We start from the raw sequence: 20,444 nt of genomic DNA on the forward strand, positions 1-20,444 counted from the left end.
TAAAAATTAAAAAGGATTGTTGGAATGTTAAAAATTTATAATTCCTTAACTAATCAAAAAGAAGATTTTATCCCTTTGTCTCCTCCTGATGTTAATATGTATGTTTGTGGACCTACTGTTTACAATCATTTGCATTTGGGAAACGCAAGACCTTTAATTTTTTTTAATACAGTTAAAAAATATTTAGAAACTATTGGTTTTAAAGTTTTTTATGTTGTTAATATTACCGATATTGATGATAAGATTATTAAATCTTCTTTGCAAAAGCAAACAAAAGAAGAAGTTTTAGCGAAAGAATATATTTCATCTTTTTTACAATTATTAAAAGATTTAAATATTGAAACAATTAATTCTCATCCTAAAGCAACTAATTATATTCCTTCAATGATTGAATATATTAAAGTCCTTTTGGATAAAGGATTTGCTTATTTTACTGATCAAGGAATTTATTTTGAAATATCTAAAATATCCGATTACGGCCAATTAAAAAACCAAGATTTAACTCAATTAAAAAAAAATGCAAGAAAAACATTAGATCCTAATAAAAAAAAACCAGGTGATTTTGTTTTGTGGAAAAAAACTTCCCAAGGTGTTCAATATCCAAGTCCATGGTTTTGTGGTAGGCCTGGATGGCATACCGAATGTGTTACCATGATTGAACAAATTTTTAAAACTTCATTAGATATTCACGGCGGTGGAGCTGATCTTAAGTTTCCTCATCATCAAAACGAAATTGCACAAGCAAAAGCTTATAAGAATAATAATTTAGCAAATTTTTTTATGCATGTTGCCAGATTAGATTTTGAAAATCAAAAAATGTCTAAATCTTTAGGAAACATTGTATGGTGCAAAGATTTATTAAAAAGATTTAGTTCTTCTGTGATTAAGTTTTTTATTTTAAGTACTCATTATCGCAAACCCATTAATTTTTCTGAGAATCTAATAAAACAATCTCAAAAAAAATATGATAAAATTATGCTTTTTTTAACTAAAAATGATTTTTATTTGCAAATCAAAAAAAAACCAATAGTGGATTTGGAACCAAAAATTATTGATTCTTTTCATCGACTGATGAAAGATGATTTTTCCACCAACAAAGTAATAGATTTAATTGAAATCAATATCAAAGAAGCTTATCAAAAACAGCAAGACCTAGATTTTTTAGCCAAAATACACAAATCTTTGTTATGGATTTTAGATGTTTTAGGAATTGAACCTCAGTTTTTTCGTGCTGAAAAAAAAGATTTTGAAACTTATGTTAAATGGCAAGAAGCGAGACAAAATAAAGATTTTAAACAAGCAGATTTTTTAAGAAAAGAATTAATTGATAAAAATTTATTATAGAAAGAGCTTTTTATGAATAATATCTTAACATCGAGAAAAGCTGTTAAAGTTTTTAAAAAAAATCATATTATTCCCCAAAATATTTTGGATCAAATTTTGACAGATACAATGAAATCCCCTTCAACTTTTAATTTGCAACCTTGGCATTTTTTTGTGATAAATAGTGTATCAAGCAAAGACAAATTAAAGTCATGTTTATATGGCAATAAGAGCCAATTAGAAACAAGTTCAGCCATCATTTTAGTTTCTGGTAATATACAGAAAAACGATACAAAAGAAGAAATTTTAAGAGAGTCTTTTGCTTTTCATAAAACACCTAAATTAATTCAACAACAATTATTATCTAAAATTGATCTTTTATATCAAAAAAAACCTTACGAAGAAATCAAAAATGAAATTTTTTTAGAATGTGGTCTTGTTTCTTTGCAATTAATGTTAGTTGCAAAAACTTATGGCTATGATACTTGCCCTATAGGTGGTTTTAATGATAAAATTATTAACCAAATTTTTAACATCGATAAAAAATTTATCCCCATTTTGTTGATAGCTTTGGGGAAGTCATCAGAAGAAACACTTTTGCAATCGCCTTCTTTTAGATTATCTTTTGATAAAGTAACAACTTATTTATAATAAAAAAACCAAGCAAAAAAGCTTGGTTTTTTTATTATTCAAAAGATAAATATTTTTTTCTTAAAATATTATTTTTAGTAATAATTTTTCTTACTAAAGGATTTAATATATAACTGTTGTATTTTTGATTATCAAGAATTTCTTTTATAAAAATAATATTTAAACTTAATAATTTTTTAGTAATATCGGCATCTTTTGTTAAGAAAAAAGGTTTTTCTTTTTCTTTGAAAAAACTTTTTAAGATTTCTTGTTCCAACTCGCCACAAAATATTAAGTAATTTTTAATTTTCTTTTTAATGTTTTTTTGATAAAAACAGTTCATTATTGTAAAAATAACAATAATGATAATTAAAACAAAAATAATATTTTTTGTATCCATTTTTTTATCTAATCTGCTTCATACTATTGATAATTTGACGAATTTGTTTTTCGGAAGGAGTTCTTCCCATTTGGCGAAACATTTCTTTGATTTGTCTTTCATTAATAGGAGGATTTTTTTGCAAATATTTCTTAAACCAATAAAACATTAAAAAAGCTCCCAAAACCATTCCTATTAAAATTCCTAAAATCCAAATTACTAATTGTGGCATTTTTTTACTCCTTTTTTAATTTCCATCATTTTTTTGATAAAATTGTAGCTTTTTGCTACCATATTTTTTTTCTTTCGTTAAAATAAAATCTTTTATTTGTAAAGGTAAATGAACCTTATTATGTAATTCACAAATAATTATGCTTTTCGGATGTGTTAATTCTTTTAAGTTTTCAAAAGCAGGCAAATATAAGTTTTTAAAATAAGGAGGATCTAAAATAACAAAATCAAAAACAAAATCAAGTTTTTTTAATTTTTTTAAAGCCACTAAATAATGTAAACTCCAAATCACGCTTTCGATTGAATTAATTTTTAATTTTTGTTGATTTTCTTTCAATGTTCGAAAAGCTTTAATTGAATAATCAACAAAAACAACTTGCCTTGCTTGTCTACTTAAAGCCTCAAAACCATAAGCTCCGTTGCCAGCAAATAAATCCAAAACTTTTGTATTTTTTATTGATTCTCCTAAAGTATTAAAAAGAGCTTCTTTAACTAAGGAATTAGTCGCTTTTGTTTTGGGAGATGACACTAATTTGATTTTATGACCTTTATATTTTCCGCTAATGATTTTAGTAGTTTTTGTCATAATATCTTTCTTTTTTTAATGTCTTTTTTTAAAGATTCAAGAATTAATTGATAATTAGATGGAAGCGGATAACCTTTTTTTTGAAAAAATTCGAAATTATTTTTTAAAATTTCGTATGCAGCACGATGGATATCTAAATAGGCTAATTTTTCAAAATATAATTTTTGAGGAAAATTTCTTTTAGGCTCAATTTTGTCACTTATAAAAACAATTTTATCACAATAATTCATTTTGACATCACCCCAAACATGTTTTTTAATGGCATTTAAAATAATTTTATTATTAATATTGAAATTTTGCTTTAAGCAATTAGCTGCTGATAAGGCATGAAAAATGGCTGGTGTATCTTGATATTTGGTGATGCTTGCTTTATTTAAGTAAATTCTTTGCTCTTCTAAAGAATCATTTTTATTATAATCATGAAACAAAGCAGCAATTTGAATAGGTAACAAGGGTTTTTTATAGTGCCTTGCCATTTTGGTAGCAGTTCGATAAACTCTTAAAGAATGGGATAAACGTAATGGATGATTTTTTAATTTATTTTCAACAGCTTGGCGAATTTTGATTAATAGCATCTTATTTTCTTTCAAAATGTTCAAATTTATTTTTCCATAGTGAATAATTTTCTTTTTTTATCTTTTTTAAAAATTTTTTTTCTCTGTAAAAGCGATTAAATTTAGTCCATAAATTTTCTTTTTGATAATTTAATGGTCTAACTAATAAAGAAGTAATTCCTGCATGATTAGAACCATTAATATCTGTATGAAGTTGATCACCTATCATCATTACTTGAGAAGGTTCTAAATTAACTACTTTTAAAGCTTTTTGAAATGATATGATGGAAGGTTTTTTAATAAATAAATTTAAGTAAATGAAATGAAAGTTTTTTTTCAAAATTTTTTGTAACCGTTTATGGGAAGCGTTTGAAAGGATGATTATTTTAAAAGAAGATGAAATTAGATTTAAAAGTTTTTTAATGTCTTCATCTAATTCATCTTTTTTACAATCAACTAAAGTGTTATCTAAATCAAAAAACAAAGCTTTAATCCCTTTTTTTTGAAAAAAATCAAAAGGAATTTGGAAAACTGAAGGGAAATAATATTGAGGTATATATTTTTTTTTATTTAACATCTAAAATTTTTACCTTAAATTTCGTACCCGTTTCGCTAGTTATAAAGACAACATCTCCTATCTCATGTCCCTTAATTTTTTTTCCTAAAGGGGATTCAATAGAGATTTTATTACTGAATGGATCTGATTCCAAAGTACTTACTAATTCAAATTCTTCTTCAGTTCCTGAATTAAGCATTTTTAAAGATACTTTTTTTCCAATATTTATTTCTTTATCTTTAGAAACTTTTACAACACGAACATTTTTTAAAATATTTTGAATTTCTGTAATGCGATATTCAATTAAAGCCTGTTCGTTACGCGCAGCGTCGTAATCGGCATTTTCTGATAAATCTCCTTGTTCGCGCGCTTCTTTTAAAGCTTCTAAATTTTCTTTTCTTTTAACTTCTTTTAAAAAAGTCAATTCTTTTTTTAATTTTAAAATTCCTGGTTGGGTTAGTTCATAAATTTTATTTTTCATAAAAAACCTTTTCTTTTAATTTATTTTTATTTTATCTGTTATTTTATAAGAAATACTTAAACCATCATCAATATTTTTAAAAACAGTTTGAAAATCTGGATGGTTTTGCAAAAATATTTCGAAATCCTGCATTTTTTTGAAAATACCTTTTTGTTTTGCCGTGCTTTTTTCATTTCGAAAACAACTTAAATGCAAATTATCACAAATAATTATCCCTTGAGGATTAAGTAAAGAACAAAATTTAACAAATATTTTTTTATATTGAGCTTTTGCAGCATCAATAAAAATCAAATCATATTTTTTTAATTTATTGATTGGATAAATTAAGGCTTCTGTCCAAATGACATTGATTTTAAAAGGAGTTTTTTGAAGAAAGTTTTTAGCTAAATGATAATTCAGATAATCTCTTTCCAAAGTATCTATTTGAGTGTTTTCAAAACTCATCGACAAAGCGCTATAACCAATAGCGGTTCCTATTTCTAAAATATTTTGTATTTTAAATTGGTTAATTATTTGGAGTAAAAAATCTAGGCTTTTATTTTTGATTATAGGGATATTGTTTTCTTGGGCGTATTTTTTTAATTTTTGCAAATATTTTTCTTTATGAAACATCATTGATCTCTTTAAAATCTAGATAATTTTGTAAAATAATAGTAGCTGCAATGACATCTTTAAGTGTTTTTATTTTCTTTTTCTTTTTGTTATTTTGTCTTAAAATTTTGATGGATTGAACAGTTGATAAACGTTCATCCCATAAAATAACTTTGACTAGGGGAAAATTTGTTTCAAGTATTTCTTTAAATTTAATGCTTATTTGGGCTTTGATTCCTATATCATTATTCATATGTTTGGGATATCCTAAAATAATTGTTTTAATTTTATAATAATCAATAATTTCTTTTAAAGGTTTGATTAATTGTTTATATTGATTGACAGGAAAAAAAAGAGTTTTTAATTTTTGAGCGATAATTCCTGTTTCGGATAGTGCGATTCCCAGGGTTTTTTCGCCTAAATCCAGACCCAAATAAGAATTACAATGATTTACATTAATAATAAAAAACTCCTTCTCTAAGCAACTTTAAATTTATTTTTTAAGGTTTTAATTGTTTGCTTGATGGTTTGAGTTGTTTTGGAACCTCCTTGCGCTAAAAAAGCATTTCCGCCGCCAGAACCTAAAGCTAATGAAGAAATTTCTTTCACTAATTTTCCTGCATGCCAAGTTTTGCTTTTGCACAAGAAAACAACTTTAGAAAGATTTAATTGGCAAATAAATAAAATGTCAATTTTTAAAGTATCAAAAATATTATCCATAAAACATTTTAAAACTTCCATGTTTATATCTTCTTCAATGATAATTAACGTTTCTTTGGAAATTTTTTCAGGCAAAAACTTATCTTTTTCTTGAATCATTTTTTTGCAACGATACTCTAAGTCTTTTTTTTCACAAATAAATATTTGTTTTTGTAATTCTTTGAGATAGTTTTGATAATCAAGAATATCTTGATAACTTTGATTAATTTGTGGAACAGGAAGAGCTTCAAAAAAGAGCTTTTTTGTTTGTGCTTTTTGTATCAATTGTTTTACTGTCAATTGATAAGGTTTTAATTTATCAACTAAAGCAGTTTTGATGTTATTGCCGCAAACTGCTTCGATTCGATAAATTCCTGAGCTGATGGTTTCATAAGATAAGATAACGAATTTTTCTAAATTTTTAGTTTCTGAAGCATGAGTTCCGCCACATAAATCAATTGAAAAATCATTCCCTATTCTTACTATTCTCACTTCGTCTTTGTATTTTGCTTTAGGATTTTTGCTCAAAATATCGCTATAATTTTCTTTCGCTTCTTGTGTTGGAATCTTTTGGATTTCAACAGATAAATTTTTTTTAATTAAACCGTTGATTTCTTTTTCGATTTTAATTAATTTTTCGGGGGTTAATTTTTCAAAGTGATTGAAATCATAACGCAAAGAATTATATCCAACCGATGAACCTTGTTTTTCTAAGTGACTTCCTAGTTCATTTTGTAAAACAGTTTCTAAAAGATGTGTTGCTGTATGATGATAAGAAATTTGATCCCTTACTTTTTTATCTATTTGAGCAAAAACCTCTTGTCCTTCATAAAAAGATCCTTCTATTTGGTGCAAATGTTGCCCGTTTGGTAATTTAGTAATATTTTTTACTTTTTTTCCATCAATAAAACCTTCATCAGCTATTTGTCCTCCCATAGGTGCATAAAATGGGGTTTGCGCCAAAACTATTCCTTTATCAAAAACCTTAATTACTTTAGTTTTAAGAGCAAAATTATTATAACCTACAAATTCACTTTTTTCACGAAAATTTAAAAATTTTTCTTCTTGCTGATTCATTTTGGAAATAAAAATATGATTTTTTTGTGAAATTTGTCGGTGTTTTTCCAATAAGAATTTAAATCCCTTGTAATCAACAGAAACATTGTTGATTTTAGCATAATCTATAATTACATCTTCAGGAATACCGTAAGTATCATATAATTTAAAAAAATTTATTCCTGATAAACTTTTTTTCTTAGCATAATAAAGAAATTTAGCTTCTGCAGTTTTTAAAGTTTCTAAAAAAACATGTTCTTGCTTAAGCAAAATATCTTTAATATAATTTTTATTTTTAGTTAATTCAGGATAAAAATCTTGCATCATATTAATTGTTGGATCCACTAAATTATGTAAAAAAGGTTGATTAAAATTAAGTTTTTTTCCTTGAATGAATGATCTTCTTAAAAGTTTTTTTAAAACATAACCTCTTTTTTCGTTGGTCAAAGTCGCTCCATCATTAATGGCAAAAACAAGTGTTTTTAAGTGATCTGCAATTATTTTAAAAGCTTTAGGGCTTTGGTGGTAAGGGATTTGAGATAGTTTTGCTATTGATTTAATTAAAGGAAAAAAAAGATCAGTTTCAAAATTATTATCAGCTTCTTGCAGAATTGCTGCCAAACGTTCAAGGCCTGCCCCTGTATCAATATTTTTATTTGGAAGTTCTTGGTATTGTTCGATAGAAAGTTTCGGATCGCAATTATATTGAGAAAAAACAATATTCCAAATTTCAATAAAACGATTATTTTCTAAATCTTCAATAATTAATTCTTTATTGCGTTTGTCATATTTTTCGCCTCTATCGAAAAAAATTTCTGTACAAGGACCAGAAGGGCCTGGACCAATTTGCCAAAAATTACTTTTTAAAGGAATAAGTCTATCTTTTCGTATCCCTAATTCTAACCAATATTTATATGTATCTTTGTCTGTGGGATAATAGGTGATATATAATTTATCCAAAGGAAAGGAAAACCATTTGGAAGAGGTTAATAATTCATAGGCGTAATGGATGGCTTCTTTTTTAAAATAATCACCGATTGAAAAATTGCCTAACATTTCAAAAAAAGTATGATGGCGTGCAGTTTCTCCAACATTTTCGATATCATTAGTGCGAATGCATTTTTGAACATTGACAATTTTTTTGCAAAGTGGGGTTTGGCTACCATCGAAGTATTTTTTTAAAGGTGTAACACCTGCGTTAACCCATAATAAAGTAGGATCTTGATGAGGAATTAAAGAAAATGATTTTTCTATATGATGACCTTTGCTAGAAAAAAAATCAAGCCACATTTTTCTAATTGCAAAAGATTTCATGAATTTATTAACTCCTTTTTAATTTTGAATGATTGTATTTTAGACATTTATTATAAAAAAACAAACCATAATTACTTTAACTTTTTTTATATAACTTTTCATAATTACTTTAAAAATCCTGATATTGTTTTCTTTTTTTTTTAATGCTTTTCATTTCTTTAATGATTCTTTGTTTTTTAAATGATATTTTTTTAAATAAAACAAGAAGTTATTCTTTATTATTATTTTTTTTTTAATAAATGCTAAATTTTAAAATAAAAAGACCATTTTATAAATGGTCCTTTAAAATAAACTAATTTAAACTTGCTATTTTATGCAGTAATCTCACTAACTGATTAACATAACTCATTTCATTGTCGTACCAAGACATTAATTTAATAAATCTTGGGTTTTCTTTTAATATTTGCAAAGTATTTGAATCATATAAAGAACCATAGGTAGTCCCTATAACATCTGATGATACAATTGGATCTGTCACATAAGCTAATGTTTCGTTAGCGCCTTTTTGAAAAGCTTCATTAATTTCTGTTTCTGATACTTCTTGATTTAATTCAGCTGTTAAATCAACCAAAGAACCGGTAATAGTAGGAACTCTTACTGCTGTTCCATCTAATTTCCCTTTTAATTCAGGAAGAACTAAACCAATAGCTCTGGCAGCTCCGGTTGAGCTTGGAACCATATTAAAGGCTGCTGCTCTTCCGCGACGAGTCCAAATACCTTTAGGGTGATTTTGGTCTATTAAACTTTGATCACTTGTATAACTATGAACAGTGGTCATAAAAGCTTGTTTAATACCGAAATTATCATTTAAAATTTTGACAATTGGCGCTAAACAGTTAGTAGTACATGATGCTCCACTAACAATAATATCATTTTCATTTAAAGTATGATCGTTAACGTTATAAACAATAGTTTTAACATCTCCTGTCGCAGGAGCACTAATTAAAACTTTGCGAGCGCCTGCTTTTAAATGTAAGGATGCCTTTTCTTTATCGGTGAAAAAACCTGTACATTCCAAAACAATATCAACCCCTAATTCTTTCCAAGGCAAATCTTGGGGGTTTTTTTCTTGAAAAACAGGAATTTGTTCACCTTTAACTATTAAATTTTTTCCTTCAAAACTAACAGCATCAACTTCATAAGGTCTTTGTATACTATCATATTTAAGCAAATAAGAAATAGTTTCTAAAGATGATAAATCATTAATTGCTACTACTTGAAATTTAGGATTTCCAAAAATAAGACGGAATGCTAATTTTCCGATGCGGCCAAAACCATTAATTGCTACTCTAACTTTCATAATTATTAAAACCTCTTTTTTTATTTTTTTATTTAATTATTTTTTTTGATAAAAAATTATGATTCTTTGATGTCTTGAATGCATGCAAGTCCTGGCATGGGTTTTCCTTCTAAAAATTCTAAAAAAGCTCCCCCACCAGTTGAAATATGACTGAAATGTTTTTCCAGACCAAATTTAAACACCGCTGCAGCACTATCACCACCGCCAATAATTGTCGTTGTTGAAGAAAGTAATGAGCTAATTATTTGAGCTATGCTTTTAGTTCCATGGCTAAATTTTTCAAATTCGAAAACACCTACAGGGCCATTCCAAACAATTGTTTTAGCCTTTGTTAAATAATGTTTAAAAAGTTGGATAGTTTCTGGTCCAATGTCCATTCCCATAAAATTATTAGGAATATTAAAACATTTATAAATTGCCGATTCAGTATTTGGAGAAAATTCTTTTCCACAAACAAAATCTTTTGGTAAAATGATTTTTTTAGCTTCAGGAGAAGATAACAAATCTTTTACTAATGGTATTTTATCTGCCTCTAATAGACTTGTACCAACTTCAAATCCTTGAGTTTTTAAAAAAGTGTAACTCATTCCTCCGCCAATCAAAAGAAAATCCACTTTTTTTAACATATTTTTAATTAACTCTATTTTATCAGATACTTTGGAACCACCCAAAATTGCTATTAATGGTCTTTGTGGATTGGAAATGATTTTTTGAATGAAATTGATTTCTTTTTCAACCAAAAAACCAAAACATTTTTCTTTGATATTATTTGCAATCCCTACATTAGAGGCGTGAGTTCGATGACAAGTACCAAAAGCATCATTAACAAAAACATCACCCAAAGAAGCCCAATATTGACCTAACTGAGGATTATTTTTGCTTTCAGCTTTATTATCTAGATCTTCAAAACGAGTGTTTTCAAGCATTATAACTTCGCCAGGGATTAATTTATTGATAGCATCTTCCACAAGCCTACCTTTTGTTGCTGGTACAAAAACAACTTTTTGTTTTAAATAAAAAGATAATTTATCAGCTACAGATTTTAAACTAAAATGGGCTTTTTGGGATTCTTCTTTGATTCTTCCCAAGTGAGATAAAACAATTATTTTGGCTTTTTTTTCGATTAAATATTGCAAAGTTGGCAAAATAGCCTTAATTCGGTTATCGTCTGTAATGACATTGTTTTCTAAAGGCACATTCAAATCAGCCCGCAATAAAACTTTTTTATTTTCGATCTTTAAATTAGTTAATTGATTCTTCATAACAATTATACCTTTTATTTTAATTTTTTTTATTTTAAGCTTTGTTGACGGAACCAAAAAGAGTTAATTTGCGTTTAATTTCTTCTTTAATCGCTAAAAAACCTGGATTTAATAATTTACGAGGATCAAAACCTTTACTCGTTAAATCTTTTCCTTCTTCAATATATTTTCTAGTTGCTTTAGCGAAAACTAATTGGAACTCTGTGTTAACGTTAACTTTGGCCACTCCTAAAGCGATAGTTTGTTTAACAACGTCTTCAGAAATTCCGCTTCCTCCGTGTAAAACTAAAGGAGTTTTATTGTTCGTTAATTCCCTAATTTTCTTTAAAACTTCGAAATCAAGACCAGGCCAATTGGGAGGGTATTTTCCGTGAATGTTTCCGATTCCTGCAGCAAGTAAATCAACCCCTAAATCAGCAATTTTTTTACATTCTTCTGGATCAGCGATTTCTCCTTTGCCAACGATACCATCCTCTTCTCCGCCGATACTTCCAACTTCTGCTTCAATTAAAAGACCTTTGTCATGACATATCTTTGTCATCGCTTTTGTTTTACTTAAGTTTGTTTCGAAATCAAAATGACTTCCATCAAACATAATAGAAGTAAAACCCGCCTCAATTGCCTCTAAAGCTGCTTCATAAGAACTATGGTCTGCATGAAGAATAACAGGAACAGAAATTTTATAATAATCATCAAGGGATTTTACTAAAGCAAAAGCTGTTTTAAAACCTCCGAAATATTTGGCAGCACCCTCAGAAACCCCTAAAATAATTGGTGATTGTAATTCTTGAGCTGTTTGCAAAGCAGCCTTAGTCCATTCTAAATTGTTGATGTTTACTTGAGCGATTGCATATTTTTGTTGATGAGCTTTTAAAATAATTTTTTTATCTGAAGTTAACATTTCATTTTACGCTTTCTTTGATTTCAAATCATTATTAATAAATTATTTCCTAATTAGAAAAAGATAAAAATAAAACCACATTTTTTAAATTAAATTATTTTCTTTTAAAAAATCATAAAATTTATTATTATCCACACTAGGAGCTAAAAGATCTGCGTTATCTTTGACTTCTTGGCAACTAGTGTTACTCATTCCTATACCAATGTCGGCGTACTTTAACATATCAACATCGTTATGGCCGTCGCCTACACAAATCAATTGATAATCTTTATATAAATCTTTAATTAATTTGATTCCGGTAACTTTATTGACATTTGCAGGAACTAAATCAGCCCCCGCAGCACTTCCCCAATAATATTTTTGTAAATAAGGAAAATCTTTTAAAAAATTATCTAATTTTTGGCGATTAGGTTCAAATAACCAAACCTGATAAACATTATTGTGAAGATGAAATTCAGGATCAACTAAAGAATTTTTATTAGTAAAATAAAGTTTTTGCAAAGAAGTAGGGATTAAGTCTTTTTCACTCGGAATAATTTCTTGATCAAAACCTGTAAGACCAATATAAATTTTTGCTTCATGTGCTTTTGTTATTAATTCTTGTACTACTTCTTTTTTAAAAGGTCTATCATCGATGATTTTATCAAAAACTTTCGTCAAACCTCCGTTAAATAAAATTAAATGTTTAAAATAAGGCAACAAATCTCCTAAAACATCAATTCTTTTTATATTTCTTCCGGTAGCTATTCCTAAAATAACTTCAGGCTGTTTTGCTAATTTTTTGATTGCTTCAGTAGTTTGAGAAAAAATTTGTTTATATTTAGAACTCAAAAGGGTACCGTCAATATCAAAGAAAAACATCTTTTTGGCTGGTTTCATTTTCAAAAAAAACTCCTTATTGTTATCTTTAAAAATAAAAATCAAAAAATTATTTGTTATTTTAACGATTTTAATTCTGTTTTCGAATTGTAATTAAGAATAAAACTAACATTTTTTATCGAAATGTTGACAACAATTGCTTGATAATTTAACAGCTGCTTGAGTAAAATTTAAAAAATCTTTAGTTTCTAAAGAAGCTTTGCCAACTAAAACGCCATCAATCTCATTTTGTTCTAAAATAGCCTCAACGTTATTAGAAGAAACAGAGCCACCATAAAGAATTTTTAAACTTTGCACCACTTGAGCTGAATATAAATTTGTGACTTTTTCCCTAATTTGTTTGATAGTTTGATTAGCTTCTTGAGGGGAAGCGGTTTTTCCTGTTCCGATTGCCCAAACAGGTTCATAAGCAATAAGAATCTTTTCTAAATCTTCTTGTGGAACATCTTTTAAAGCTTGTGTTAATTGTTTTTCTAAAAATTCTTTTGTTTTGTTATTTTCTTTTGTTTCAAGAGTTTCACCCAAACATAAAACTGGAGATAAATTATTTTGAAGCGCTTTTAATAATTTTAAATTAACTAATTGATCGGTTTCTCCAAAAAGAACTCTTCTTTCGCTATGCCCTAACAAAACATATTTAACTCCTAAAGAAACTAAATTAAGAGGCGAAATTTCTCCAGTAAAAGCTCCCTCGCTTTCATGAAAAGCGTTTTGAGCACCAATTTTAAGGTTAGGTCCTTGGTTTTGAACCAAAACATCTAATAAAGTACTTTGAGCAAAAATAATTGTTTCAACTTCTTTTGAGTTTGGAATGGAAAAATTAACTTTTTGAATAAATTCTAAAGCTTCATTTTTATCTTTATACATTTTCCAATTTCCCGCGATAACTTTAATTCTTTTAAGATTATTCACAAAATAACTCCTTTTGTATTTTTCTTTCTAAAAAAATTCTTTTTAAAAAAGAAAAATTATATTTGTGTTTTGTTGTTGAAAAATAAAAAAATATTCCCAATTATCAAAAATAAGTAACCGATTTTTTTCAATTTTCTTAAAAAATTTTCAAAATTTTGGAGAGATAAAGACAAAATACAAGATGAAAAACTATTAAAATTATATCACACATAATTGTACCATAAAACAACTGGAAAATAAGAACTTTTAATTTAAGTTTTTAAAAACTGAAAAGCTGAAAAAAAGAAGAGTGAAAAAAATGAAGTCAAAATCCAAGAATCAAAACGATCCAAAAAACCCCCGTGACCAGGAAAAATATTGCCAAAATCCTTAATGACAAATTCTCTTTTAAATTTGGAAGCCAATAAATCGCTGATTTGAGAAATAAGGGAAATAAGAAAAGCAAAAAAAATAAATAAAAAATATCTTTCAATTTTTCTACAAATTAAAAAAAAGATAAAAGTAGTAATTACAGAACCAAAAGTTCCTAAAATCGCGCCTTTTTTAGTTTTTTTAGGACTTAAATGAGGAGCTAAAGGACCTAAATTTAAAAAAGGGAAAAAACGAGGGAAACGAGCTAAAAATGCAAAAGAGTCAGTCAAAGTAACTATTAAAACAAAGAATAAGAGTTGATTTATAGGTTTTAAAACTAAAGCAAAAAAAGAACTCATGCCAACACCAATATAAAGCATAATTAAAAAAGCTTTAGCTAAATCCGAAGTATTCCAAGAAGTAAAAAAAACAAAGACAAATAAAAGCAAAAAAAAGGGAGCAAACAAAAGAAAAAAACTTTTTTCTTTAGGCAATAAAAATTCTTCCAAAGAACCTAAAAAAACAAAAAAACTCTTTTCTTTAGGAAATAAAAAAATAGAAAAAATGATAAAAGAAAATAAAGTTAACAAAATGATTGCAATTTTCTTGTTAAAATCAATCCCCGATTTTATTTTGGTTTTGTCTTTGTTAAAAATGATTAACATTTCTTGAGTTGCTACGATAGTTAACCCACAAAAAAACAAAAAGGCAATTTTTGGTTCTTCATCAAGCAAAAAATAAAAGAAAAAAGAAAATAATACCAAACTCATTCCCGTTATTATTCTCTTTTTTATTGAATTCATTATAAAAACTCCTCGCTTTCAATCAAAAACTAAAACTAAAATTTTAAAAGTTCTTTGTTTTTGTTGTTGGCCTCTTTTTCAATCATTTTCATGTTTTTGTCAGTCAAAATTTGAATTTTTTCTAAGTATAAAGCTTCTAAATCTTTAGTAAGTGCCAGTTTTTTTATTTTATCGTTTGCATCACGGCGAATATTTCTAACAGCTACTTTTGTCTGTTCAGATAATTTATCCACTTCCTTCACCAAAGCTTTTCTTCTTTCTTCGGTTGGTTTCGGAAAATTAAGCCTTAACAAAACTCCATCAGTTTCAGGGGTGATCCCTAAATCTGAAGCCAAAATTGCTTTTTTAATCGAAGGAATTAAAGTTTTTTCATAAGGTTTAATTTGTAATTGAGTTCCTTCGGAAACACTAATAGAGGACAATGTTTTCAAAGGGGTTTGGGAACCATAATAATTAATATTGACTTTATTTAAAATATTAGGATTAGCACAACCCGTTCGAATTTCTAAAAAATTCTTGAGCATGACCTCTTGTGCTTGAGACATTTTTTTTTCAATTAATAAAATTGTTTCTTGCGCTTTTTGCTCCACCTTTATTCTCCTTTTGAGCTAATAATAGTACCAATTTCTTTTTGTAAAACAGCTTTTTTTATGTTTCCTGGTTTTAGCATATTAAAAACTAAAATATCGATATTGTTTTCTAAACAAAGGGAAGCCGCTGTGATATCCATAACAGAAAGTCTTTCTGATAAGATCTGTTCGTGTTTCATTTTTTTGATTAAAACAGCGTTGTCATATTTTTTAGGATCTTTATCATAAACCCCTTCAATGTTATTTTTAGCCATCAAAATGACATCGATGTTTAATTCAGCTGCTCTTTGAGCGGCAGCGGTATCAGTTGAAAAATATGGCGAACCAGAACCAGCACCCAAAATAACTACTCTACCTTTTTCTAGATGATGCATAGCTTTTCTGCGAATATAAGGTTCTGCTACTGTAGCAACAGGAAAAGCTGTCATAACGCGAGTGACGGTGTTTGTTTGTTCTAAAGCATCTTGAAGCGCTAAAGAATTCATGATAGTTCCTAACATCCCCATGTAATCAGCTTGAGACCGGTCCATACCAAGTTCTTCACCAATTAGGCCACGCCAAAGATTTCCTGCTCCCACAATGATTGCAATTTCAATTCCTAAATCTTTAATTTCTTTAATTTCTAAAGCGATTTTTTTAATGGTGATAGGATCTATTCCGTAAGGAATATTTCCTTTAAGAGACTCACCGCTTAATTTTAAAAGAATTTTTTTATACATTTGACGACCTTTTTTCATGAATAATTTTTATTCAAAAAACTGAAAATTATTGATTAGCGATTGACCAACGAAAATAAGAAACAACATTTGTATTATTGTTTTGGAGATAGTCTTTTACTTTTTGTTCGTTGTTTTTGACGAAAGGTTGTTCTGATAAACAAATTTCTTTTAAAAGTTTATTTAAACGATTTTGAACTATTTTATCTAAAATATGCAAAGGTTTTTTTTCTTCTAAAAGCTGTTTTTCGGTTTGTTTTTGTAAAATATTTTTTTCAGTAGTTAAAAATTGAAGATTAACTTTATCAGGGTTTAAAAATTTAGGATTAAAAGCGGCTATATGCATTGCTATATCTTCAGCAATTGAAGGATGATTATTTTCTAACACTACCAAAACAGAAATACGACCGCCTTGATGTTTATAAGTGCCAAAAATTTCTTCTTCTTTTTTAGTAACTTTTAATATTCTTTTAAGAGTTATTTTTTCACCCAAAATTGATGTTTTTTCTAAAAGCAAATCTTGGATAGTTTTATTTTGATAGTTAAAAGTCAATACTTCATCAACACTTTGTAGTTTGTTTTGAAGAATTACTTCTCCTATCGTTTTCATTAATTGCTGAAAATGTTCATTTTTAGCAACAAAATCAGTTTCTGAATTTAATTCGTATAAAAAAGCATCATTTTGAGAAAAAACAATGTTAATTAAACCTTCTGAAGTAGTTCTATCTTGCTTTTGGCTTGCTTTAACAATTCCTTTTTCTCTTAAAAAAACGATTGCTTTTTGTAAATTTCCTTCTGTTTTTTCTAACGCTTGTTTGCATGCAATCATTCCAGCGTGAGTTTGTTGTCTTAATTCTTTAATCATTTCTGCTGTAATTTTCATTTTGGTGCCTGCTTCTTTCATTTATTCATTTTGAAAATAAATTAATTTAAAGGTATTTAAAAAAGTTATTTATTTGTATTTTTTAAAGAAAACAATTTAATTAAAAACTTACTTTTTAACTGTTTCTTGATAAGGTCTTCTGTTTGGTTGATAAGGTAATTTTGGTTTTAAAACGTTTTTAGCATCAAATTGTTCAGGTTTTTCAGCAACCCCACCGCTTCCTTCAACGCAAGCATTAGCGATTATCCAAGTAATTATTTTAACACTTCTAATAGCGTCGTCATTTGCAGGAATGATATAATCAACTAAATCAGGATCACAATTAGTGTCTACCATACTAAAAACTTTAATATTTAATTTGCGAGCTTCTGCAACTGCATTTTTTTCTTTTTCAAGGTCTACAACAAAAAGAGCTTGAGGCAACTCTTTCATGTCTTTGATTCCGCCTAAAAATTTCTCTAATTTATCTCTTTTTCTTTTTAATTGAACTACTTCTTTTTTAGGTAATTTTTTCCAAACACCGTCTTCTTCTTGTTTATGTAAATCATGAAGTAATTGAATTCGTTTTAAAATAGTATGAAAATTAGTTAAAATACCACCCAACCAACGATGATTAACGTAATATTGGCCACAACGTTTTGATTCTTCCATGATAGATGTCTGAATTTGTTTTTTAGTTCCTAAAAATAAAACTTTTCCGCCTTGATTAACGATTTTAGATAATTCTTGATAAGCTTCTTCAATTTTTTCTGAAGTTTTTTTGATATCAATGATGTGAATACCGTTTCTTGATGTAAAAATATATTTCTTCATTTTAGGGTTCCACTTTCTAGTACTATGACCGAAATTGGTACCTGATTCTAATAGTTGTTTCATTGTAACTACTGCCATTTTTGTTAATAACTCCTTTTTTTTAAAGATTATATCAAATCTTTTAATTATTTTTTTGTTGACTTCACGCTTTTTTTAATTTTTAAAAAGCTTTTTTTGATGATTATTTGGAATTTGTTATAATTACATCTTTAAATTATTGTTAAATTTTCTTCAATTCCAATACTTTTTTAAACAATTAAGAAAAGAAAAACAAATAAAAGAGATTTTTTTGCCTAAATTATTTTAGCATATTTCAAACTATTTAGCAAATAATTTGTTATATTAATAACTTTTTTAGTTGTTTTTAGTGGTGCTACCAAAGCCGCCTTTTCTTAAAAAAGAAGGTTTTTCTTCATTTGTGCTTAATAAAAAAGGTTGAAAAATCCCTTGGGCTATTCTTTCTCCCTTTTCAATTTTAACAGTTTGAGAAGAAAAATTATATAAGGGGATAAAAATATGACCTTCATTTTGCAAATTATTATAATAATCGCTATCAACCACTCCAACACCGTTTGCCATCATTAATTGTTTTTTCAAAGCCAAAGATGACCTTGCATAAATCAAGAGTGTTTCGTTTTCAGAAAAAAAAGCCTTAATTCCTGTAGGAACTAATTGAACTGTTTGTGGTTTTATTTCTATATTTTGGGCTGCTTCAAAATCATATCCTCCACTTTTTTCGGTTTGTCTTTGAGGAAGATTAATATTTTCGGTTTGATAAAGGGTTATTTTTTCAAAAAACCTTTTTTTTTGAGACATAAAATTAAAAAACTCCTTTCTTATTTTTTAAAATCAAAATTGATGCGTTTTTCATCATCCAGATATTTACTTTTGCTGCAAAAAATTAATTCCATTATTATTGCCATTATTATCAAAAGTTTTTACTAACAAAATTTAATTGATGAAATGTGCCCATTTATTTTTCATTTAAATGCTTCAATTCATTATTTTTTGTTATAAATAAATCTTTAAAAAATTAGTGAAGCTGCCAATTAATTTCTTGGATATTGTGTGATTTAAGGTAAAGGTTAGTTTTGGAAAAATGTTTAGAGCCAAAAAAACCGTTAGCAGCAGAAAAGGGGGAAGGATGAGGGCTTTTGATAATGTAATTATTTTGAGAAATAATGTATTTTTCATAAGTTTGAGCAAATTTACCCCACAAAAGATAAACTACATTTTTTTTCGTTTGCAAGCTTTCTAAAATAATTTGAGTAAAAGTTTGCCAACCAATGTTTTGATGACTCAAAGGTTTATTTTTTTGAACAGTTAAAATAGAATTCAACATTAAAACTCCTTCTAAAGCCCAAGGGGTTAAATTATTTTGATGGCTTTCAATGTTTAAATCATTTTTTAATTCTTTAAAAATATTATTAAGGGTTGGGGGACGTTTTTGCCCTTTCACGCTAAAAGATAAACCATGTGCTTGGTTTTCGCCATGATAAGGGTCTTGTCCTAAAATTACTGCTTTTACTTTATGAAAAGCGGTTAGATGAAAGGCTGTAAAAATGTCTTTTGTCTCAGGGTAAATAACTTTATTTTTCATTTTTTCTGCTTTTAAAAATTGAGCTATATTTTGAAAATAATCTTTTTTTCTTTGTAAATCAATAATTTTTTTCCACATGAAACTTTTTACCTTTTAATTATTCATCCGCTTGATTCCAATTTTTTTTAATAATTCCTAAAAGTACAAACATAACAATTAAATAAATAATGGTAAAAACTGCATATAAAGGTTTATTTCCAAAATATTCAATTAATTTGTTAATCGTTGGAATAAAATAACGATCTTTAAACATTAATTTGCCAACAACGTTTTCATAAGGAATTTTTTTTTCGTCCGAAAGTTGATGATCATTATTATCTCCCCAAGTATAAAGACATTTGTTCTCTGTATCGTTATAAATAAGTCTATGAATAATAATTTTATCCTTTTTTGTTGTACTTTTAAAAACAACGATGTCACCATCATTTGGATTATATTCAGTATTTTTAGGATCATTATTAAAAGGTTTTTGTGCTGGTTCTTTTCCGCAAGCATTATTTTTAAATGCCTTCAAGTTTTTACAATCCCAAACACCTCTCACAAAAACAGTATCACCTATTTCTGAATTTGAACCCATTGGAGGTCCTTTAATGTATGGTTCCATACTTCCTGAAGCAACATTAAAAAATGAAAAACCTAAATATTTAGGACATTTTTCTTTTAAAAAAACTCTACCTAAAGAAACGATAAACAAATATAAAAGAAAAATATCTAAAAAAATAAAAACAATTATCTTTTTGATTTTCATAAATTTTAATGGGTTTTTTGTATTTTTCTTAATTGGTGTCATGATAACTTTGCAATTTAATCCCTTTTTTAATTTTTCTTTTTTTATTACTAACATAATTATAGCATATAAAAGAGGTTTTTAATAAAGGCAATTTAATTTAAAAGAATAAAAAAGCAATTTAGTTTAATCCTTTTCTAATTTGTGTGCAGCAATTTGTGTCATTATTTTTTCAAAAGAAAAAATATCTAAAAATAATTATATAATATCAATGTTTTTTAATAAAGGACAAAAATATGTTATAATT

24 protein-coding genes are annotated in these 20,444 nt (G+C 27.2%); 2 read left to right on the forward strand and 22 right to left on the reverse strand.

What is annotated here, in order from left to right; genetic code table 11:
* Positions 1 to 24 precede the first annotated feature (24 nt).
* Both cysS and SLY_RS01175 read left to right on the forward strand, forming a co-directional pair.
* Positions 25 to 1,344: a cysteine--tRNA ligase gene (gene cysS, locus SLY_RS01170; RefSeq protein WP_015637821.1), complete on the forward strand. Its 1,320-nt coding sequence runs from the start codon at positions 25 to 27 to the stop codon at positions 1,342 to 1,344.
* A 12-nt stretch (positions 1,345 to 1,356) separates the two neighbouring features.
* Entirely contained in the window at positions 1,357 to 1,974 is a 618-nt protein-coding gene (locus SLY_RS01175) for a nitroreductase family protein (RefSeq protein WP_015637822.1), read from the forward strand.
* Positions 1,975 to 2,008: 34 nt separating this feature from the next.
* Here the strand turns inward: SLY_RS01175 and SLY_RS01180 are convergent, their stop codons facing one another.
* The 22 genes from SLY_RS01180 to SLY_RS01285 form a co-directional block, all read right to left on the reverse strand.
* On the reverse strand, positions 2,009 to 2,353 hold the full coding sequence (locus SLY_RS01180; RefSeq protein ID WP_012358974.1) for a hypothetical protein: 345 nt from the start codon (positions 2,351 to 2,353) through the stop codon (positions 2,009 to 2,011).
* Between the two features lie 4 nt (positions 2,354 to 2,357).
* Complete coding sequence (locus SLY_RS01185; RefSeq protein ID WP_012358975.1) at positions 2,358 to 2,564, reverse strand: YneF family protein; 207 nt, start codon at positions 2,562 to 2,564, stop codon at positions 2,358 to 2,360.
* A gap of 15 nt (positions 2,565 to 2,579) precedes the next feature.
* The gene (rsmD, locus tag SLY_RS01190; RefSeq protein ID WP_015637823.1) at positions 2,580 to 3,149 is read right to left on the reverse strand and encodes a 16S rRNA (guanine(966)-N(2))-methyltransferase RsmD; all 570 of its coding nucleotides are present in this window, start codon (positions 3,147 to 3,149) and stop codon (positions 2,580 to 2,582) included.
* Positions 3,146 to 3,724, reverse strand: a complete 579-nt coding sequence (yqeK, locus tag SLY_RS01195) for a bis(5'-nucleosyl)-tetraphosphatase (symmetrical) YqeK (protein WP_012358977.1) — start codon at positions 3,722 to 3,724, stop codon at positions 3,146 to 3,148. Before yqeK ends, rsmD begins: the two co-directional genes overlap by 4 nt.
* A gap of 1 nt (position 3,725) precedes the next feature.
* A complete protein-coding gene (locus SLY_RS01200; RefSeq protein ID WP_012358978.1) occupies positions 3,726 to 4,280 on the reverse strand; it encodes a YqeG family HAD IIIA-type phosphatase in 555 nt (184 codons plus the stop codon).
* Entirely contained in the window at positions 4,270 to 4,740 is a 471-nt protein-coding gene (gene greA / locus SLY_RS01205) for a transcription elongation factor GreA (RefSeq protein WP_012358979.1), read from the reverse strand. Before greA ends, SLY_RS01200 begins: the two co-directional genes overlap by 11 nt.
* 15 nt (positions 4,741 to 4,755) lie before the next feature.
* Positions 4,756 to 5,355: an O-methyltransferase gene (locus tag SLY_RS01210; RefSeq protein WP_015637825.1), complete on the reverse strand. Its 600-nt coding sequence runs from the start codon at positions 5,353 to 5,355 to the stop codon at positions 4,756 to 4,758.
* Positions 5,342 to 5,764, reverse strand: a complete 423-nt coding sequence (gene ruvX / locus SLY_RS01215) for a Holliday junction resolvase RuvX (protein WP_012358981.1) — start codon at positions 5,762 to 5,764, stop codon at positions 5,342 to 5,344. Before ruvX ends, SLY_RS01210 begins: the two co-directional genes overlap by 14 nt.
* A gap of 44 nt (positions 5,765 to 5,808) precedes the next feature.
* Positions 5,809 to 8,400, reverse strand: coding sequence for an alanine--tRNA ligase (alaS, locus tag SLY_RS01220; RefSeq protein ID WP_015637826.1), 2,592 nt, complete (start codon positions 8,398 to 8,400; stop codon positions 5,809 to 5,811).
* Between the two features lie 292 nt (positions 8,401 to 8,692).
* Positions 8,693 to 9,700 carry a type I glyceraldehyde-3-phosphate dehydrogenase gene (gene gap, locus SLY_RS01225; RefSeq protein WP_012358983.1) on the reverse strand — a complete coding sequence of 336 codons (1,008 nt, stop codon included), beginning with the start codon at positions 9,698 to 9,700 and terminating at the stop codon, positions 8,693 to 8,695.
* Between the two features lie 56 nt (positions 9,701 to 9,756).
* Positions 9,757 to 10,962 carry a phosphoglycerate kinase gene (locus tag SLY_RS01230; RefSeq protein ID WP_041784293.1) on the reverse strand — a complete coding sequence of 402 codons (1,206 nt, stop codon included), beginning with the start codon at positions 10,960 to 10,962 and terminating at the stop codon, positions 9,757 to 9,759.
* 34 nt (positions 10,963 to 10,996) lie between these two features.
* Positions 10,997 to 11,863 carry a class II fructose-1,6-bisphosphate aldolase gene (gene fba / locus SLY_RS01235; protein ID WP_015637829.1) on the reverse strand — a complete coding sequence of 289 codons (867 nt, stop codon included), beginning with the start codon at positions 11,861 to 11,863 and terminating at the stop codon, positions 10,997 to 10,999.
* 84 nt (positions 11,864 to 11,947) lie between these two features.
* Entirely contained in the window at positions 11,948 to 12,742 is a 795-nt protein-coding gene (locus SLY_RS01240) for an HAD-IIB family hydrolase (RefSeq protein WP_041784294.1), read from the reverse strand.
* A 105-nt stretch (positions 12,743 to 12,847) separates the two neighbouring features.
* On the reverse strand, positions 12,848 to 13,654 hold the full coding sequence (tpiA, locus tag SLY_RS01245; protein ID WP_012358987.1) for a triose-phosphate isomerase: 807 nt from the start codon (positions 13,652 to 13,654) through the stop codon (positions 12,848 to 12,850).
* A 251-nt stretch (positions 13,655 to 13,905) separates the two neighbouring features.
* The gene (locus SLY_RS01250; protein ID WP_015637833.1) at positions 13,906 to 14,808 is read right to left on the reverse strand and encodes a phosphatidate cytidylyltransferase; all 903 of its coding nucleotides are present in this window, start codon (positions 14,806 to 14,808) and stop codon (positions 13,906 to 13,908) included.
* A 35-nt stretch (positions 14,809 to 14,843) separates the two neighbouring features.
* Positions 14,844 to 15,398, reverse strand: a complete 555-nt coding sequence (frr, locus tag SLY_RS01255) for a ribosome recycling factor (RefSeq protein ID WP_015637834.1) — start codon at positions 15,396 to 15,398, stop codon at positions 14,844 to 14,846.
* A 2-nt stretch (positions 15,399 to 15,400) separates the two neighbouring features.
* Positions 15,401 to 16,117, reverse strand: coding sequence for a UMP kinase (gene pyrH, locus SLY_RS01260; protein WP_012358990.1), 717 nt, complete (start codon positions 16,115 to 16,117; stop codon positions 15,401 to 15,403).
* Between the two features lie 46 nt (positions 16,118 to 16,163).
* Complete coding sequence (tsf, locus tag SLY_RS01265) at positions 16,164 to 16,997, reverse strand: translation elongation factor Ts (RefSeq protein WP_012358991.1); 834 nt, start codon at positions 16,995 to 16,997, stop codon at positions 16,164 to 16,166.
* A 108-nt stretch (positions 16,998 to 17,105) separates the two neighbouring features.
* A complete protein-coding gene (rpsB, locus tag SLY_RS01270; RefSeq protein ID WP_015637837.1) occupies positions 17,106 to 17,888 on the reverse strand; it encodes a 30S ribosomal protein S2 in 783 nt (260 codons plus the stop codon).
* A 276-nt stretch (positions 17,889 to 18,164) separates the two neighbouring features.
* On the reverse strand, positions 18,165 to 18,626 hold the full coding sequence (gene dut / locus SLY_RS01275) for a dUTP diphosphatase (RefSeq protein ID WP_012358993.1): 462 nt from the start codon (positions 18,624 to 18,626) through the stop codon (positions 18,165 to 18,167).
* Between the two features lie 217 nt (positions 18,627 to 18,843).
* Complete coding sequence (locus SLY_RS01280) at positions 18,844 to 19,488, reverse strand: uracil-DNA glycosylase (RefSeq protein WP_012358994.1); 645 nt, start codon at positions 19,486 to 19,488, stop codon at positions 18,844 to 18,846.
* A gap of 19 nt (positions 19,489 to 19,507) precedes the next feature.
* A complete protein-coding gene (locus tag SLY_RS01285) occupies positions 19,508 to 20,158 on the reverse strand; it encodes a S24/S26 family peptidase (RefSeq protein WP_235043287.1) in 651 nt (216 codons plus the stop codon).
* Positions 20,159 to 20,444: the final 286 nt, after the last annotated feature.

Origin of the sequence: Strawberry lethal yellows phytoplasma (CPA) str. NZSb11, from assembly GCF_000397185.1 — a bacterium.
Classification (GTDB): domain Bacteria; phylum Bacillota_I; class Bacilli_A; order Acholeplasmatales; family Acholeplasmataceae; genus Phytoplasma; species Phytoplasma australiense.

What these genes read in the sequence shown, in the direction of transcription:
- cysS (WP_015637821.1), top strand. Translation starts at nt 25, where the DNA reads ATGTTAAAAATTTATAATTCCTTAACTAATCAAAAAGAAGATTTTATC.
- SLY_RS01175 (WP_015637822.1), top strand. Translation starts at nt 1,357, where the DNA reads ATGAATAATATCTTAACATCGAGAAAAGCTGTTAAAGTTTTTAAAAAA.
- SLY_RS01180 (WP_012358974.1), bottom strand. Translation starts at nt 2,353, where the DNA reads ATGGATACAAAAAATATTATTTTTGTTTTAATTATCATTATTGTTATT.
- SLY_RS01185 (WP_012358975.1), bottom strand. Translation starts at nt 2,564, where the DNA reads ATGCCACAATTAGTAATTTGGATTTTAGGAATTTTAATAGGAATGGTT.
- rsmD (WP_015637823.1), bottom strand. Translation starts at nt 3,149, where the DNA reads ATGACAAAAACTACTAAAATCATTAGCGGAAAATATAAAGGTCATAAA.
- yqeK (WP_012358977.1), bottom strand. Translation starts at nt 3,724, where the DNA reads ATGCTATTAATCAAAATTCGCCAAGCTGTTGAAAATAAATTAAAAAAT.
- SLY_RS01200 (WP_012358978.1), bottom strand. Translation starts at nt 4,280, where the DNA reads ATGTTAAATAAAAAAAAATATATACCTCAATATTATTTCCCTTCAGTT.
- greA (WP_012358979.1), bottom strand. Translation starts at nt 4,740, where the DNA reads ATGAAAAATAAAATTTATGAACTAACCCAACCAGGAATTTTAAAATTA.
- SLY_RS01210 (WP_015637825.1), bottom strand. Translation starts at nt 5,355, where the DNA reads ATGATGTTTCATAAAGAAAAATATTTGCAAAAATTAAAAAAATACGCC.
- alaS (WP_015637826.1), bottom strand. Translation starts at nt 8,400, where the DNA reads ATGAAATCTTTTGCAATTAGAAAAATGTGGCTTGATTTTTTTTCTAGC.
- gap (WP_012358983.1), bottom strand. Translation starts at nt 9,700, where the DNA reads ATGAAAGTTAGAGTAGCAATTAATGGTTTTGGCCGCATCGGAAAATTA.
- SLY_RS01230 (WP_041784293.1), bottom strand. Translation starts at nt 10,962, where the DNA reads ATGAAGAATCAATTAACTAATTTAAAGATCGAAAATAAAAAAGTTTTA.
- fba (WP_015637829.1), bottom strand. Translation starts at nt 11,863, where the DNA reads ATGTTAACTTCAGATAAAAAAATTATTTTAAAAGCTCATCAACAAAAA.
- SLY_RS01240 (WP_041784294.1), bottom strand. Translation starts at nt 12,742, where the DNA reads ATGAAACCAGCCAAAAAGATGTTTTTCTTTGATATTGACGGTACCCTT.
- SLY_RS01250 (WP_015637833.1), bottom strand. Translation starts at nt 14,808, where the DNA reads ATGAATTCAATAAAAAAGAGAATAATAACGGGAATGAGTTTGGTATTA.
- pyrH (WP_012358990.1), bottom strand. Translation starts at nt 16,117, where the DNA reads ATGTATAAAAAAATTCTTTTAAAATTAAGCGGTGAGTCTCTTAAAGGA.
- tsf (WP_012358991.1), bottom strand. Translation starts at nt 16,997, where the DNA reads ATGAAAATTACAGCAGAAATGATTAAAGAATTAAGACAACAAACTCAC.
- rpsB (WP_015637837.1), bottom strand. Translation starts at nt 17,888, where the DNA reads ATGGCAGTAGTTACAATGAAACAACTATTAGAATCAGGTACCAATTTC.
- dut (WP_012358993.1), bottom strand. Translation starts at nt 18,626, where the DNA reads ATGTCTCAAAAAAAAAGGTTTTTTGAAAAAATAACCCTTTATCAAACC.
- SLY_RS01280 (WP_012358994.1), bottom strand. Translation starts at nt 19,488, where the DNA reads ATGTGGAAAAAAATTATTGATTTACAAAGAAAAAAAGATTATTTTCAA.
- SLY_RS01285 (WP_235043287.1), bottom strand. Translation starts at nt 20,158, where the DNA reads ATGAAAATCAAAAAGATAATTGTTTTTATTTTTTTAGATATTTTTCTT.